The 16,445-nt window shown below is 47.1% G+C and carries 11 protein-coding genes; 5 read left to right on the forward strand and 6 right to left on the reverse strand.

The window, feature by feature from the left end:
- Positions 1-37 precede the first annotated feature (37 nt).
- On the reverse strand, positions 38-1,381 hold the full coding sequence (locus OGY01_RS16310) for a TolC family outer membrane protein (protein ID WP_286493367.1): 1,344 nt from the start codon (positions 1,379-1,381) through the stop codon (positions 38-40).
- Positions 1,382-1,859: 478 nt separating this feature from the next.
- Between OGY01_RS16310 and OGY01_RS16315 the strand changes: the two genes are divergently transcribed.
- Positions 1,860-2,141: a hypothetical protein gene (locus OGY01_RS16315; RefSeq protein ID WP_045446764.1), complete on the forward strand. Its 282-nt coding sequence runs from the start codon at positions 1,860-1,862 to the stop codon at positions 2,139-2,141.
- A 38-nt stretch (positions 2,142-2,179) separates the two neighbouring features.
- On the opposite strand, the gene OGY01_RS16320 is transcribed toward OGY01_RS16315, so the two are convergent.
- Genes OGY01_RS16320 through OGY01_RS16340 form a run of 5 tightly spaced genes read right to left on the reverse strand, consistent with a single transcriptional unit; the run spans position 2,180 to position 8,813 of the window.
- The gene (locus OGY01_RS16320; RefSeq protein WP_286493368.1) at positions 2,180-4,114 is read right to left on the reverse strand and encodes a bifunctional diguanylate cyclase/phosphodiesterase; all 1,935 of its coding nucleotides are present in this window, start codon (positions 4,112-4,114) and stop codon (positions 2,180-2,182) included.
- Positions 4,115-4,123: 9 nt separating this feature from the next.
- Positions 4,124-4,822 carry a cysteine protease LapG gene (gene lapG / locus OGY01_RS16325; protein WP_225761611.1) on the reverse strand — a complete coding sequence of 233 codons (699 nt, stop codon included), beginning with the start codon at positions 4,820-4,822 and terminating at the stop codon, positions 4,124-4,126.
- Positions 4,819-5,682 (reverse strand): transporter substrate-binding domain-containing protein, encoded by an 864-nt coding sequence (locus OGY01_RS16330; protein WP_286493370.1) that lies wholly within the window; start codon positions 5,680-5,682, stop codon positions 4,819-4,821. Before OGY01_RS16330 ends, lapG begins: the two co-directional genes overlap by 4 nt.
- A gap of 13 nt (positions 5,683-5,695) precedes the next feature.
- Positions 5,696-6,655 (reverse strand): amino acid ABC transporter substrate-binding protein, encoded by a 960-nt coding sequence (locus OGY01_RS16335; protein ID WP_286493371.1) that lies wholly within the window; start codon positions 6,653-6,655, stop codon positions 5,696-5,698.
- Positions 6,621-8,813: a putative bifunctional diguanylate cyclase/phosphodiesterase gene (locus tag OGY01_RS16340; protein WP_048220675.1), complete on the reverse strand. Its 2,193-nt coding sequence runs from the start codon at positions 8,811-8,813 to the stop codon at positions 6,621-6,623. The genes OGY01_RS16335 and OGY01_RS16340 overlap by 35 nt, the downstream gene beginning before the upstream one ends.
- 1,025 nt (positions 8,814-9,838) lie before the next feature.
- On the opposite strand from OGY01_RS16340, the gene OGY01_RS16345 reads away from it, so the two are divergent.
- The 4 genes from OGY01_RS16345 (at position 9,839) to OGY01_RS16360 (ending at position 16,434) form a co-directional block, all read left to right on the forward strand.
- Positions 9,839-11,806 carry a sensor domain-containing phosphodiesterase gene (locus tag OGY01_RS16345; RefSeq protein WP_353622515.1) on the forward strand — a complete coding sequence of 656 codons (1,968 nt, stop codon included), beginning with the start codon at positions 9,839-9,841 and terminating at the stop codon, positions 11,804-11,806.
- A gap of 64 nt (positions 11,807-11,870) precedes the next feature.
- Entirely contained in the window at positions 11,871-13,961 is a 2,091-nt protein-coding gene (locus OGY01_RS16350; RefSeq protein WP_048220677.1) for a methyl-accepting chemotaxis protein, read from the forward strand.
- Complete coding sequence (locus OGY01_RS16355) at positions 13,958-15,025, forward strand: chemotaxis protein CheB (protein ID WP_286493373.1); 1,068 nt, start codon at positions 13,958-13,960, stop codon at positions 15,023-15,025. Before OGY01_RS16350 ends, OGY01_RS16355 begins: the two co-directional genes overlap by 4 nt.
- Positions 15,022-16,434, forward strand: coding sequence for a CheR family methyltransferase (locus tag OGY01_RS16360; protein WP_286493374.1), 1,413 nt, complete (start codon positions 15,022-15,024; stop codon positions 16,432-16,434). Before OGY01_RS16355 ends, OGY01_RS16360 begins: the two co-directional genes overlap by 4 nt.
- Positions 16,435-16,445 lie beyond the last annotated feature (11 nt).

Consider the following 16,445-nt stretch of genomic DNA (forward strand, 5'->3'; position numbering starts at 1 on the left):
TAAGTGCGCGGAGTCAGAGATTTATTTTAATTTATTATTAATGCAGTTCGGGCAAGTTGGTTTCTTCTTCAGAATCCACTGGTTGCCCTGATGGAGGCGGGGTGATTTTTAGAACATTCATTAATTCACCCGTTCTTTCGCTAATACGATATCCACTGGTTACAGCCAGATATCGCAATTCAACAAGCCGACGTTTTGATGAGAAAACTTCATTTTCACTATCAAGTAAATCCAGTAGTGTACGTTCGCCAAGACTGAATTGATCCTGATAAGCGGTACGTACTTTTACGCTACGGTCGGCATATTCTTCTGCCGATGGTAGCTGGGCACGTGCGTTTTGTAATGCAGTCCAGGCCAGACGCAATTCCTGATTCATCTGTCGTAATGTGTTATTGCGCACATCCTGAGCCTGCTTATGCAGGTAGGCGCGAGAATCCATAGTCGCTTTGTCGCTGCCGCCCTGGTACAGGTTGTAATGCAGTTTTACCATCGCCTCCCACTGTTCCGCGTGCGCGCTGGTGGTATCCGTGTTGTTGCTGATCCCGCGTGACAGTTCAACGTCAACACGTGGATAGAAGGTTGATTTTGTCGCTTCGTACTGCTGTTGTGCGGCTTCAATATCCGCATTGGCAGACTTCAGTAATGGACTGTTTTTCTCCATCCTACTTTTGGCGTCTTCAAGCGAGGTCGGGAGCTGTGTATCGATGCTTTCCGGTTGGCTTAATCCTTCCGGATCCATACCTGTTACGCTGAAAAAGGTGGTTTTCGCATCTTCAAGATTGGTTTGCTCGGTCAGCAAATTGTTACGCGCTTGCGCCAGGCGAGCTTCAGCTTGCATAAAGTCGCCTGAACGGCCAACGCCCTGATCGGTACGAAGTTTTATTTGATCGTAAATTCGTTCATGGTTTGCCAGATCGTCCTCGGCAAGGCGGACAAATTCTTCACGTTGCAGCACATCAAAGTAGGCCTGAATCACAGAGAATGCAGTGTTTTCGCTGGTGTTCATAACGCTGTAAGCGCGTGAGTCAACGGTGGCTTTTTGCCGGGCGACTTCGCTGGTGGTTGCAAAACCATTAAACACATTTTGTTCCAGGCTAAGCGTTGCCTCATTGGGAGACTGGGTCATACCGTTAGCGCTGCCAGCGGCGCGGGTTGTTGCATCATCAATATTTTTGCGTCCAGCCTCCGCATTCAAATTCAGCGACGGTAAATACCCACCTTGTGCGGCACGAAGATCTTGTTCTGAAGAGTAACGACTATTTATCGCCGCATTAACTTCTGGATGATTAGCTAATGCATCTTTAACGGTGTTGCGTAAGTCTTCTGCAGAGGCTGAATTTATTGAAAACAACGAAAGCAGAAAAACTAAAAATATCTTCATAACATGAATGCCCTGTATCTCACGGTTATGACATCCATATGTCTTCACCATCATCTATTTTTACAAATGCGTGATATTAATTAACAAACATGAATTATCCAGATCGAATATTGCATGCGGCTATTCAGAAACATGTTCTGTCATATCGTGTTTTAATTTTAGTTATTTTTTATTATATTCATTTGTCAGTCAAGTCTCATATAAATACGTTTTTAAAAATGTGTATTTTTCCATATTGAGTGTTTAATGTTTACATTAATTTAATGTGATATTTGTTTGTGAGTTTATTAATAGGGTTATAAAAATAATGATGAGAGTTGAGTAAGGTTATGGTCAGGAAATTACTCGAGGTGCTTAACGCCGAGTGCTGTTCACGGTACGCCGTTTTCACCGATAGCCAAAAAAACATATTCACCAAACAATAATTACTTCTCTATGGGACAGGGCAGCCGCGTCACATCACATACAAGGCAATAACATGAATTCGCTACCACCTGATACAAACATGCAGTCCGCGAGTGAAAACGACAGCAAAAGCGCTGAAATTGATAACCAACAGTTCCTCGCCATGCTGCAAAAGAGTGACCTGGAAATGGTACGCGTGCTGGACGATCTGATTTACCTGTTGATCCGTAAAGGTGTTATTGCCATTACGGATCTCCCGCCGAAGGCGCAGGTTAAACTGATGAATCGTGCGAACGCCCGTCAGGAACTTGGCGGGTTAGAGCAATTACTTGGCGGCGATGATCGCATTTTTTAATCTCAACAGGCAGACTACTACGCAGCCTGCCTGTTTTTTCAACGTGGAGCGGGTTCACCCAAAAGCTGCCCCATTGCACCGTCAACCCCCAATGCCTGTAGTACTTTTAGTTCACCTTCTGTTTCAACACGCTCAGCAATTAGCGGTAAATCAATACTGCGTGTGGCGTTGCACAACACTTCAATAAACAACTGCTTATCTTTTTCTTTATCGATATTGCGGATGTAACTGCTGTCGATTTTCAGCCAGGCAAGTCCCCATTGCGAAAGATGCCCAATCATATCGAAGCGGCTACCGAAGTGTTGCAGGCCCAGCGAGCAGCGAAGCTGACTCACTGCTTTAACAAACATCGCCATCTGGCCCGGCCCTGGCAACTGGCTTTCATCCAGTTCAAGGATCAACTGACTGGCAAGCTTAGGGGAGTATCTCAGTGGATTTAAGAGCTCGGAAATAGCGCTGGCACTGGCTAGCGAGCTGCCAGAAATACTCAATGCTAACATTCCGGGGGCGATTTTTAGCTGATTTAAGGTCAGTTTTAACATTACCTTGTCAAGGCGATGACTCCAGCCAAAGCGGTGGATCCACGGCAGGAATCGACCCGCATTAATGGTATTACCCTGTTCATCAACAATGCGCGACAGTACCTTGTAATGTAGGATCTTATCCGGCTGATGACAATCCACAACGGGCTGATAAACCAACTGAAATTGCTGGTTCTCCAGCGCCTGTTCCAGGCGAACAAACCACAAATGCTGATCTTCGTTCACCGTTGCCACCCCGATGGCGGTAACGCCCTGATGGTCGGTGTGCGTTTCTGCTTCCACCAACTGGCGGTCGGCCTGAATCAGCAGCGATTGCGCGTTATCTCCAGCGCTGAATGGCACCATGCTTGAGTAGGCGACCGGCTGCTGGTCTGACATTCCAGTGGCATAAAATGAGGTCAGCTTTTGCGTGAGTGAATGGCGCAGTTCCAGCATTTCACCCAGCGTGACACCTGGGCAGATCAGGGCGAACTCGCCACCACGAATACGGGCGAGTGTACTGTCGAGGGGAGCATACTTTGCTTTATGCGTATTCAGCAGGTTAGCAATGTTGAGCAACAGTTTATCGGTATGTGGCCCGCCAAACCGCTGGTTCAGCCCCCCTAAATCCTGAACGCGGATCAACATCAAATATCCTGGTGCGGTATCGGTATCACTCAGGCGCGCCTGTAACTGCATATCGAACGCCCGACGATTTGCAATACCGGTCTGGCTGTCGAGATAAGCTTCATTGTGCAGGCGCTCGCTGTTGATGGCTTGTTCTTCAAATAATGATTTGAGTTTAGTGGCCATCAAATTCATGGCTCCGACGACGCGCCGTAGTTCCGGTGTTTTAGGCAGTTCTTGCAACGTCAAAAATTCGCGACGTGTAATGGCTTCCGATTGTTTCGCCAGATAATTGAGCGGGCGCAGCAGTTTACGCAACAGCAGAATGCCTGCGAGCAGGCAGGCGAGGCTGCAGGAAAGCATCCAGATAAGATTACCTAATGTGCTGCTCCACAGACGCTGAACCGCAAAGATAGGATCGCTGGTGACGTCCACGCGTGCGCCTTGTTGCCAGCCCCGCATGATTGTCGCGTGGCCTGTTTGTGGTGCCACATCCACCAGATCAACAAACCAGCCGGGAACATTCGGTATTGACGCCGCAGCGTGCCGTTCAAGCATCGTTGTTCCGTTTGTCAGATCAACAATGCGGATTTTTTGGTAATAGCCGCTATCAAAAATTGAGCTTACCATCAGCTCAATCATTGCCGGATCGTCGATGTTTGGTGTGAGCGAAACGCCCAGAGCCGTTGCCGCGTCCTGGGCATGTGCAAGAAGCTGGTTGCTGTACTGATTGCGAGAACTCTCCAGCGTCACGATAAAGCTGCCGCTGAACACAATCATCATAAAGAGAGAGATTGCCAATAGTAACTGTTTAAAAAGAGACACTGACGATTCCTATTTATCCATTGGGAAGCCTTCTTCCCGCATTTTTGTGAATACTTGCTGCCAGCGAGAAAGTCTCTTGCTGTCCCCAATACGTTTATTGTTCTGATTGCCAGGCAGCCAGAGACCACTCTCGTTAAAGGAGTAAACAGGTAATAAATCCATACGCTGCGTGGCAGGTGAAAGGGTGTTTGTCAGGCTATCGAGTACCAGAGGAATGGCGCCAGGTGTGGCATACCAGGTCAACACCATGTGCGCCCTGTTATAGCGCAGGGCTTTAACGTAGGTGATGCGCAGTTTATCGTCAGCAACGCCCAACTGTCGGAGAGTGAAATACTTCGCGATGGCGTAGTCTTCACAGTCCGCTTCACCTTTGCGCAGGGACTCCACGGGTGTTGCCCAATAGTCCACGCTATGCCAGATGTCGCTATCTTCGGCGTAGCGTAATTGAATATTAAAAAACCGGTTTACCTCGCGTAATTGCGTTTTTTCGTCTGCATTACGTAATTGAATTAAAAGCTGTTGCCAGGCGTTGATACGCTGTTGAGCGACTGCATTGGCTGGTCCATAGAGTGCATCGGTCTTCTGCATGATCGTGGCGAAATCCCATGCTGCACGTAACGAATTGACCGCTAATAGCAGTAATAGCGCCCCGGGAAGCTTCCAGAGGCGCAATAATCGAGGGAGTGAACAGACGCTGATAATGTTCAATTGCGCTGTGGACAACCGATTGGTGGCTGATTTTTCATATTTTGGCAGGAATAGGGCATCAGCCATTTTTTGCGCAACTGTACGTCTGTCTGTGAGGCAAAAATAGTCTTCAGGGTACTGTCTACAAACGCCACAAACCGTGGGTCGTTTTTCCTCATCATAATCGCATAGTGCATATCAGTGCCGATTGTTTCTGCGGATATACTGAATATTTCAGGATGTTCACTATGATTAATCAAAGGATAGGCCAGGATATCATCAATAAAGAATGCCGCGGATTCATTCTGCGCCATTTTATTAAATGCACCATTTATCGTTGTGGAAGTCATCGTTGAAATATTGAGATGTTTCTCTCTGTTGGTCTTGTTGAATTCCAGTAAATCCTTCGAGCTGCCTGGCAGACTTACCGTTCTTCCTGTTAGATCTTCAATCGTATGTATATTATTTCTACGTAAAGAGATGATTCGCATTTTTGCGATATAGTAATCGACAGAAAAGGAAACACTGGAAATACGTTCTGGCGCATTAGCATTTACACTACAGTCCATATCTATTTTACGATTTTTTAACGCTGAAAATCGCTCAGCAAAATTCACCGGAATATAATGAATGGTCAAGGTATCGAGCTTCAAATACAGGCGTAATTTATCCGCAATGATGTTACATACCGCAATAGTATAACCTGTAACTTTACCGTTGTGGTCGGTAAAGGAGAAGGGAGGGAGCTGACGATAACCGACGTTCAGTACGCTGTTGTTCTGAATATGCTCAAGCGTCGAGGCATCCTGCTGTGCCATCAGTACAGGGGACACGATAATGCCAACCAGTAAGATCAACCAGTGCATGGCGCGTTTCACCATTGTCATCTCATTATTAATTATACTTTTCATAATCAAAACTGATCTTCTTTTTAGCCGCCGTTAATGCTTTCAGATTGTCTGACATGGGGATGTTTAAATTGATGGCTTTTGGTGGTATCGGAGACTGAAACCATTTAGTGTAGAGGACGGTGAACTCATTGCTGGTTATCAGTGAGGATAATGTGCTATCAACAAACTCTTTAAATTCTTTATCGTGTAAAGGGATTAGTAGCCCTGCGGGAAGAGGATCGCTGAGCGCAATATTGGATAACTTATAGTCCTCAGGATTTTCAGCTTGTGCAATCATACCCTTAAGTAATACGGTGCTGGAAATAAGCGCAGAATATTCACCGCTCTGGATCTCATGGAAGGCGATAGTGTTGTTGGTATCAAGTTCAATGTTAATATTCAGGGCATTTGCCGCATTGATTTTTTGTAATTGGTCTACGTATACCGTTCCGCTTTTTACCAGGACGCTGTGTCCGGACAGTTCTTCCAGAGCGTTGTTGTATTCATTTTTCCGCATCATATAGCGGGTACTGGAAAAGTAAAACGGCAGTGAGAACTCACTGAGGTTGTGTCGACTTTTTGAATAAAAAGCAGGAATGCACATGATATCTGCCATGTGTTTTTTAATCAGCACAAACTGTGATGCCGAATTTGCTTTTACCCACTCAATTTTCAGATTTTTAAGCTGGAGCTTGGTTTTGAGTGCGCTGACGATATTTTTGCAAATATCAATGGAATAGCCAGTGGGAGATTTCCCCTCCAGATAAGAGAACGGAAACGCATCATCCTGGTAACCGAGGCTGATCGTATTCTTACTGGCAATCTGCTCAAGTGTGTTCACCCCCTGCGGAAGGCTCGTTGCGCAGTGCGCTGAGAGAGAGAGTAACAAAGAAACGACGAGCAGCATTTGCTTCGTCAAACGTAATATCTCAGGCATGGGCTGGCTCTTCTTCGATAAGGACATCGGCAAAAGCAGACAGTACCTCGCGTTCGCGAAGCGGATAGCTAAAGAAGTACCCCTGAACATTTTTGCACTTTATATCACGCAGGATGTCGCGCTGGAGCGGTGTTTCCACGCCTTCCGCAGTGACTGAGATATTGTATTTGTGAGCAAACTGGATCAGCATAACAATCAAATACTGACTGGCATTATCCTGCTCGAGCTTATCGATAAGCGTTCGGGCAATCTTGATCCGCGTGAAAGGGTAGATCAGCAAATAATCCAGTGCCGCATATCCTGTCCCCAGATCGTCCATCGCGATGTCGATCCCCATTGAGCGAATCTCTTGCAGAACGGGTAGCGCAATAGATTTATCCAGTTTTTCGGATTCGGTGATCTCTATTTCAAGGCGGTCAGCCGAAAGATGGCTGGTGCGTAATGCATCTTTGATGACGTCGACCAGCCCGGGGCTGTGCAACTGGTAGGCTGATACGTTGACAGCAATGCGGATTCGTTCCGGCCATTTGGCGGCCGCTTCGCAGGACTGGCGAATAATCCATTCGCCTAAACGCACAATCAGACCAGAGCTTTCGGCAATATTGATAAAATAGTCAGGATAAATCAGTCCCTTGGTCGGGTGATTCCAGCGAATCAGTGATTCATATCCGCAGATACTTTCATCTTCCAGATTAACGATGGGCTGATAGTGCAGTTCGAACTCCTCGTTATCAATTCCATCAATAATTTCCTGGTTAATGAACAGGCTGTGTGTTTGCTTCATGACCATGCCATCTTCAAAGAAATGGAAGCAACCGCGGCCATGATGTTTAGACGCATACATGGCAAGGTCAGCGTTGATCATCAATGTCGAGGTGTTATTGCCCTGATAAGGTGCGGTGGTGATGCCAATGCTGCAACTAATAGAAAAGGTGTGGGAGCTTGAGCTAAATGGTGTGCTCAGCGCACGGATGATGCGCTTTGACAGGCGATTAGCTTCTTTGACGGCGTTATCGCTGACCTGTTGCAAAATAGCAAATTCATCGCCGCCCAGACGGGCCGCCATATCATCCGGTCCCAGCAGTAACTGCAGACGCTGGGCAACGCTGACTAACACTTCATCGCCCGCTTTGTGGCCGAAGGTATCATTCACTGGCTTGAAGTTGTCGAGGTCAATCAACAGCAGGTTGAACTGCTTTCCTTCCTGATGGATTTCACTGACACGCTTATCCAGCGCCAGACCAAAAGAGACACGGTTTGGTAAGCCAGTCAGCGAGTCATGATGGGCCATATGTTCCATCTTTTGCGACATTTCATGCATGCGCTGCAGATAGCCGCGTTCTTTCATGGCAACCCGTAATTTTTCAATAGCGCCTGCCAGATGCCCAATCTCATCGTCCTGATCGAGATAAGGGGTTACGCAGTCGGTTTCTTCCCTGGCAATGCGGGTAAGGGAGTTAATCAGTAGCGGAACTGGGCGGAATAAGCGACGCATGAACATTGTTACCAGCGCCAGCGTCACCAGTAAAATTAATACGAAAATGACACCGCTTTTTTTCAGCATCGCATCGTAGGCAGCGTACAGATCGCTTTTCTTACCGATGCTGCTGATCAGACTACCGAGGATTTCACCTGACGGCGTCAGAATAGGCACAGCACTGATGAAGCACTCTTCGCCGTTAATTTGGGCGAACCCGATATAGTAATTGACCAGTACGTCATGGGGGCGACGATCGGCGAAGGAGATTATCCCGTCTCCCTCTTCTGATTTATTGTTGATGCCTACAAATCCCTTATCTGGCGTATAGAGGAACAGCCAGGTAGGGTTATGTGTTTGTACTGATGCCAGAGCCAGAACATCTACAGGGTTATAACCGGTCTGGAGAATAGAGTCAGTATCACCAAGTTGCCTGTCCGATACGATACGGGATATCTGCCCTGCGTCGCTGGTTTCAACTGAAACGTTGGTATATACGCTGCGAATAATGTAGGTCATGATCTGGGCATTCGCCTCAGCTCTCTGCACCCACTGCTGATAGGAAAAGTTGTCTATCAAACTCCAACTGGTAAAGGCCCCCGCGCTAAAAGCGATGATGATCCCCGCCAGCAAAAACTGAGTTATTTTGCCGGTGATTGAATGTTGCCACCCCTTAACTGCTTTAAGGGAAAACAGAGACTTTGCCACGGATTTCGTTAATTCCTGATAATACTAATATATGCTGAATAGACTTTTTACTGCTCAGAGCCTGTCTCATTAGGCTATTTCGCTTACTTTATTGAAACTGCGCAGCGCTACATGTATGCTCCGGTTGTTACGCGCTAACCGTATTCAACCGTTTACAATAGATGAAAGGTATGAAATCCCTCTGTCACCACAAGTGATTTACAGGTGATCAGATAGGGTAATGAAAAAATAACGGATTACGAATATAGGTAACGCTGTCCATTTCGTCAACAGGCAAAACTGTACATTAAAATACATTTTCTATCATCATTCCTTCATTATATTAAAGTTGACATTAATACTGTCTGAGAATTAAATTCGCGCACACTGGTAAGATGTGCCTGGAATGAGTGGCGTGAAACTTATAACTTGAGGCGCGTCAATAAATTAGGCGCCTTTTTATGAGGCTAAAGAGCATTTCTTCTCTCGTGCAATGTCCATTTTTATCTATAACTGATGGTTTATTTTCTGATTCGAACTGAATAAGATAGTTTCTTCATTACAGAACCTTACTTTATTTTCTCAGTGCGCGTTCAATGTTAAAAACTTCACGATAGTTAATCGAATGACCCAAATGGATTTGTTTGTAACATTAAAGCCGGGATTAAAGTCCTGTTGGTATATGCTCGTCATACTTTAAGTTGTATAAGCATTGGCTGCGTTTATTCATCCGAATCACTTACTACAGTAAGCCCGTCGGTAGCCACTCTTTCCCTGCAACTCGAATTATCCAGAGCATGGTGTATAGCGGATAAATTGATTTGGACGCAATAATAAAGACAAATTCTGTCAAAAGTATTCAGGAATGGTGCCTGCCACTAGCCTTGCCTGGACTTTTTTATCTGCTGGCACAATATCTTAACGGTTACTGTATTTTCAATAATAATATTTTAACAGTTTACGATCTCAAGTTGGCCGTTTTTTCCGCCGCGTTGGTACTTTTTGGTTTTCGGGTACTACCAGGATTTATTCTGTTTTTGACGGTAATGTTTCTGGTTGGTCCACAAGATGGACGGGTGGATGCGCTATGCCTGACGATGGCATCAACATTGAGCTATGCAATTTACCGCAAAATAACGGGCAAGCGTAGCCGCGCCAGCTTTGGTCGCATCAAAATCAGCCTAAATCGCATAGTCTGGTTATGTGGCTTCAATATTTTACTGTACCTGGCTTTAAGTAAAATATTGGCCGTATTTTTTCCTCACAACCTGCGCCCGGATGTGGCTAATTTACATGTATTAAGTCTGGAAATGCTGGTGCGCATCCAGGGGATCACCAGCGGTTGTCTGACGGGAATTCCCTTTTTCTACAAAGTCTTTCGGATCCTGCGTCGTCCGTCGTATCTGTTTACATTTAAGAAGTCCCCTGGCTATCAGGGTAAAAGTGATGTCAGCGCATACGGTGTTATTACATGGTGGACGCTGCTGGTTTGTCTGATGTTATGTTTAACATCACCGAATATTACGAATATTTTTTTCTCGTTCTATTGCCTGATTCTACTGTTCCCGTTAATGCTGTGGGGAGCCATAAAGATTGGCCACTCGTTTACCATGCTGGTGTGGACAATCGTGTTAATTATTTTAGGTAAGCATACCGACACTTATATCGCCAGCGACGAAAGTTTTATGCTGCATCAGGCGCTGGTTTCAACGCTTATCATTGTCTTTTCTCTCACTATTGTTGTCATGGGAGCATTGGCTAAATTTACCCGTCAGCGGTTTAGCCAAGCCTTGTTGTTGGGGCTGACTGACCCGATGACGGGAATGGCGAATTTACGGGCGCTGAAGACAGAGTTATTTACTACCGATCACGCAACGGTCTGCCTGATTCAGTTGCCTGAGCTGGAACTCTTTTCCCGCCGCTATGGTTTTCATTTTCGCGCGCGCTACCAGAAGATTCTGGCTGAACATCTGCAGCGATATTTAGTTGAAAGTGAGAAAGTTTATTATCACGCCGGTTATGATCTGCTGATCAGGCTTGAAAATTGTACGTACGAGCGATTATGCGATTTGTATCAGGCCGCCAACAGTTTTCGCCTCTTTCATAACAACCAGCGGCTGGGGTTTCGTAGTGGCCTGGGTTATTGCCTGATTAATGATATTAGCGATGACATCTATCAATTGGTTGGCAAACTGGGCATGGCTGCGGGTTTATCGCTGACCAATGGCCGACCTGAAAATCTTGAAGCGCAGCATAGTCGGATCCTCGGTAACCACATTGTCGATAAAACGGATATTCGCACGGCATTACAAAATGCACTGGATAACAATGCATTTGTACTGATGGCTCAGCCAATAGTCAGTACCAATGGTGAAGATCCGTATCATGAAATATTGATCCGCATGCTGAATGATAAGGGGGAATTTATTCCACCAAATAGTTTTCTGCCGGTTGCGCATGAGGCTGGATTGGCACCAGAAATCGACTTATGGGTAATAGAAAATACGCTGAAAGCGATGTCGAGCCACCCCAAACGTTGTTTCTCTATTAATCTGGCCCCGGTGACGGTATGCCGTTCAAACATTGTCTCGCAGATCACAAAACTCTTACAGGATTACGCGGTGGATCCCCAGCGGGTTATTTTTGAGATAACCGAAGCCGATACGCTGTCAGATAAAGAACAAACCGTTGAAACGCTATGTTTAATTCGCAAGCTGGGATGCCGCGTAGCGATTGATGATTTCGGTACCGGGTTCGCCAGTCATGCACGTCTGATGAATATCGAAGCAGATATTTTGAAAATAGATGGCTCATTTATTCGACGGATCACTGAAAGTGAAATCAGCTACTACATCGTTGAGTCATTCTGCCGCGTCGCCGAAATGAAGAATATGCAGGTGGTGGCTGAGTTTGTTGAAAACGCCAATATTCAGGCATGCCTGGAAAAAATGAATGTGGGGTGGTTACAGGGATATCACATCGGCAAGCCGACGCCGCTGCTCACGCTGGAATAGCGTAGCGCTAACGCAATTATGACTCAAAAAAGAGCAGTTTCTTCTCAGGTAGAGAACAAAAATTATGAGTGACATTATTAAAGTAAAAGAACGTTCGGTTACCGTATCACGAGGTGGGCCGGGGACACGCTTATTATCCTCATTGCGCGATATTCATCCTGGTGTTGCGATGAAGCTCGGAATGATTCTGGTTGTGTGCATCGCCACGCTATTGATTGGTGCCTCTTTTATTTTATCGTCTTATCTGTCCAAAGAATTGCAGGTCAATGCGCTGGAAATGATTAAGACCAATACGCGCATTTTCCATAATAGTATTTCTAATGAGTTTCAGAGGGTCACCAGAGATGCTGAGCATTACAGCAATGTTTATATTAACAACTACCAAAACGTCGCAGGAAAACCGCTGCGCTATATGGATGCAGCTGAATTAAAAGCGGTTCTGAGCAACCCAAATACCAACGCGCATTTCACCGAGTTAACCAGCGTATTCGCCAGTACTTTTGTTTTGCAAGGCGAACAGTTTGTTCGTGTTAGCAGTACGTTACTGGCGAGTTCTGGTAACACGGCGACGGCGACAGCATTGGGACACGATAACCCTGCATTACCGCTCTTGCTGAAAAACAAACCTTTTTCTGGCGTTGTCACGCTATTTGGAAAGCAGTTTATTAGCCACTATGAGCCAATTGCCGATAAATACGGTCAGGTTGTTGGCGCTGTTGCGGTGGGTTTTGATGTCAAACAAACCCTGCAACCGATTATCAGGCAACTGCTGGATGTGCATATTGGTAAAAATGGTTACGCCTACGTGCTGGATGCCGGATTCGAACCGGGACTTATGCTGGCGCATCCTTCGCTAAGTAACCAACAGGCTATCAATATTACTGACGCCAATGGTTATAAGCTCTTTGCCGATATCCTCGAACATAAAAATGGGATCACCTATTACAACTGGGTGAGCGGTTATGGTGCTGCTCCCAAGACCAAAGTCGCTGTCTATGAATATATTGAAGGGATCAATTGGATCATTGCCACGACCAGCTACGTGGATGATGTTGCCAGGAGCAGCAACCTTGTTCGCAATGGTTTATTGCTGTTTACCGCTCTGCTGTTGCCAGTCATTTTACTTCTTATTGCCGTGGCCAGCCGTTTCCTTATTTCACGCCGTTTAAATCGGGTGCTGAGAATTGCCCAGACCATCGCGGAAGGTGATTTAACAGTTGATGTCCAGGTTGACCACCATGACGAGATTGGCGAACTGCTGGGCGCGGTAGAAATGATGCGTCAGCGCCTGCACTCGCTGGTGGGGGATATGGTCTCTCACGCCAATTCGGTACATCAGGCATCGCTGCATATTACTGAAGCGGTAGATGGACAGGCATCAACCAGCGTGGAGACGTCATCTTCGGTAGCGGAAATCACCTCTACGATGGAGGAGCTGTCAGCCTCCTCCACCCAGATAGCCGAGCATTCGCGCGCGGTCGTCGATATTGCAAATCAGACGCTGGAAGATTGCAACAAAGGCTCAGATTCCATGTCGCAATTGCTGATGCGTATGACGGATATCGACAACGATAATCAGCAAAACATGCGAGAAATCATGATGCTCGGCAACAAGTCGACGGAAATCAGTCGCGTAATGGTGATTATTAATAGCGTCGCGGATCAAACTAAACTGATTGCCTTCAATGCGGCGCTGGAAGCGGCCAGTGCCGGAGAAGCTGGAAAACGTTTTTCTGTTGTGGCGGCTGAGATCCGTCGCCTGGCCGATTCGGTAACCGAGTCGACAGTTGAGATCGAGAATAAGATCAGCGAAATACAAAATGCGATCAACCGCCTGGTGCTGAATGCGGAAAAAGGCGGTGAGAGCATCAAAGCAGGAGCCAGAGCCTGTAAAGTGAGCGCTGAACATCTGAACGATATCGTTGTTACCGCAGAACAAACGTCTACGGCTGCGCTGCAAATTTCACTGTCAACACAGCAGCAGAAAACGGCAAGTAATCAAGTGGTGATGGCGCTACGCGAAATTGTCGTCGCCAGTAACTATACCTCGCAGTCCATCAAAGACATTCTGATCGTAAGTCAGGATATGACGCAGTTGTCGAAGGCGCTGAAAGAGGCCTCGACGTCATTTACCCTGACGGATATGGATGCATGAACAGCGACAACATTCGGGTACTGATCCTCGACCTGGGCAGCGTCTCGCGCAATGACCTGGTTAAGCAACTGGAAGATCACCCGCATATTAAGGTCGTGGGGCAATCCGCCCATCGTCGACAGGCGATTCGACTGTTGCAACAACTGATGCCTGACCTGCTGATCCTGACGCTGGAAAACTCGACCGCCGATAACGTCGAGGTCGTTGAGACCATTATGGCGACCAGAGCTATTCCCATACTGGTCATGCGCTTTGGGGCTGAAAATAACGGGGATGAGGATTACATTTCCCGCGGGGCGCTGGCGGTATTGCACCAACGCAGCGATGCGCCTTTATCGACAAACGCGCTACATCGCAAAGTGGAACTGCTGGTGGGGGTGAAAGTGATCCGTCATATCAAGGGATTACGCCATCCTACAGAGTCGATAATCCCGGTCATTCACCCGGTGATGGATGCGATAAAGACTACAGCAGACTGGCCCTTTGTGCTGGCGATAGCCTGCTCGACCGGAGGGCCGCAGGCGCTAAGCAAGCTACTGCAGGATTTACCCGGTACGTTCCCCTGTCCGGTACTCATTGCCCAACATATTGCCGATGGTTTTGCGAAAAATATGGTGCACTGGCTGGACAGCGTGACCGATCTGAAGGTGCGACTGGCGCAGGAAGATGATCGGGTGGAAGCGGGGTATGTGTATGTATTACCGCCTGAGCAACATTTGATTGTTAAAAGCGATCAACGTCTGGCAGCGATCCCGCGACAGGACAGTGATGTTTATCACCCGAGCTGTAATCTGCTACTGGAGTCGGTCGCAGAAGTGTTCGGTGAAAAAGCTGTCGGGTTGATTATGACCGGGATGGGGAGCGACGGCTGTCGTGGCATTGAACTCATTTTCCAGCGTGGAGGCAGAACGCTGGCGCAGGATGAAGAAAGTTCTGTTGTTTTTGGTATGAACAAGAACGCTATCGACAAGCAACTGATACATCGCACGATCCCGCTGGATGGTCTCGCAAAGGTCCTGCTGTCGATGGCTTTTCACGGGCATTTCGAGAGCCAATTGCCATGATACCCAATCTCCCTGATTATGCCCGGTTGATAAAGGACCGGGTTGGTTTGCACTTTGATAATGCGATGGAAGCACTGCTGAAATCGGCGCTGAGTCGACGAATGGCTGAGCGGGCTATCAGTAATTATTATGAATACTATGAGCAACTCCGCCTTTCTCAGGATGAGTTCGATAGTTTCATTACGCTGATTACGATTAACGAAACCTATTTTTTTCGCGAAAGCGATACGCTGGATTTAATCTGTGACAAATGGGTGCCTCGTCTCCTGCAGCAACGTAGCGGACCGGTACGCATCCTGAGCGCAGGATGTTCATCAGGGGAAGAAGCTTACTCGCTGGCGATCAAGTTGCATGAAAAATACCACGATGACATGGCGGGGCGGGTCGAAATCTACGGTTGTGACATTGACCCGGCGATCCTGGCCAAAGCCAGAAATGGCAATTATTCCAGCTACTCGTTTCGTGGCGTCGAACCGCTTATCCAGCAGCGCTACTTTACCCGTACAGGAAATCAGTATCGTCTGCATGATGCGATCCGTGAAAAAGTCACGTTTCACCGCGCTAACATTATAAAAGAGCAATTCCTGCCAGAGATTGACATCATTTTGCTGCGCAATGTGTCTATCTACTTCGACACGCCAACACGCCGCGAACTGCACGGTAATTTGCTGAAGATGCTGCAGCCACGGGGAGCGTTGTTCTTTGGTAATGCGGAAACGCTGGCCAACAATTTCGACATCCTTAAGCTGGAGCAAGAAGACGGTATCTTCTATTTTTGCCACCATAGCGAATCTCTCCGGGTCGTACCCACGCCCAGGGTTGCGGTACGAACGCCACTTACAGCACCTCCTGTTGTTATCGAACCACCTGCGCCAACGGCTCTTAAGTCTGATGACTGGCTGAAAAAGGCACGTGTCTGCCTCGATGAAAAATGCTTTTCTGAGGCTGAGGAATGTATTGCCTGCGTATTGCGTAATGATCCATGTAATCAGGATGCGCTGATTATTCAGGGGGTGATTGCCCTCGAACAGTGCGAGTTTTCTCAGACCGCTGGTAATGCGCAACAGATCCTCGCGCAGGATGAGTGGTCAGCGGAAGCCAAAATGCTGCTCGGCCTGGCAATGATGTGGCAGCACCAGACACAGCAGGCAATCGCATGGTTCAAACAGGTCGTCTATCAGGAGCCTGGATATTGGCCCGCCCACTATTATCTGGCCGAAATGTATCGACAAAGCGAGCTGCGGCAACCCGCACAGCGCACGTATCGCGTGGTGATGCAATTGCTCAACGATGAAGTGAAGAATCCTTCTACGGTTTGTCGTCTGCGTTTACCTATGGTCTTTCCTGGCAATACGTTTCGTTTTCTTTGCGAACATCAACTGGCGCAATTCGCCCATCAAAGCGGGTAACAAGAACGATT

Origin of the sequence: Citrobacter sp. Cm038 (assembly GCF_030333105.1) — a bacterium.
In the GTDB taxonomy this organism is placed as follows: Bacteria; Pseudomonadota; Gammaproteobacteria; order Enterobacterales; family Enterobacteriaceae; genus Citrobacter; species Citrobacter murliniae.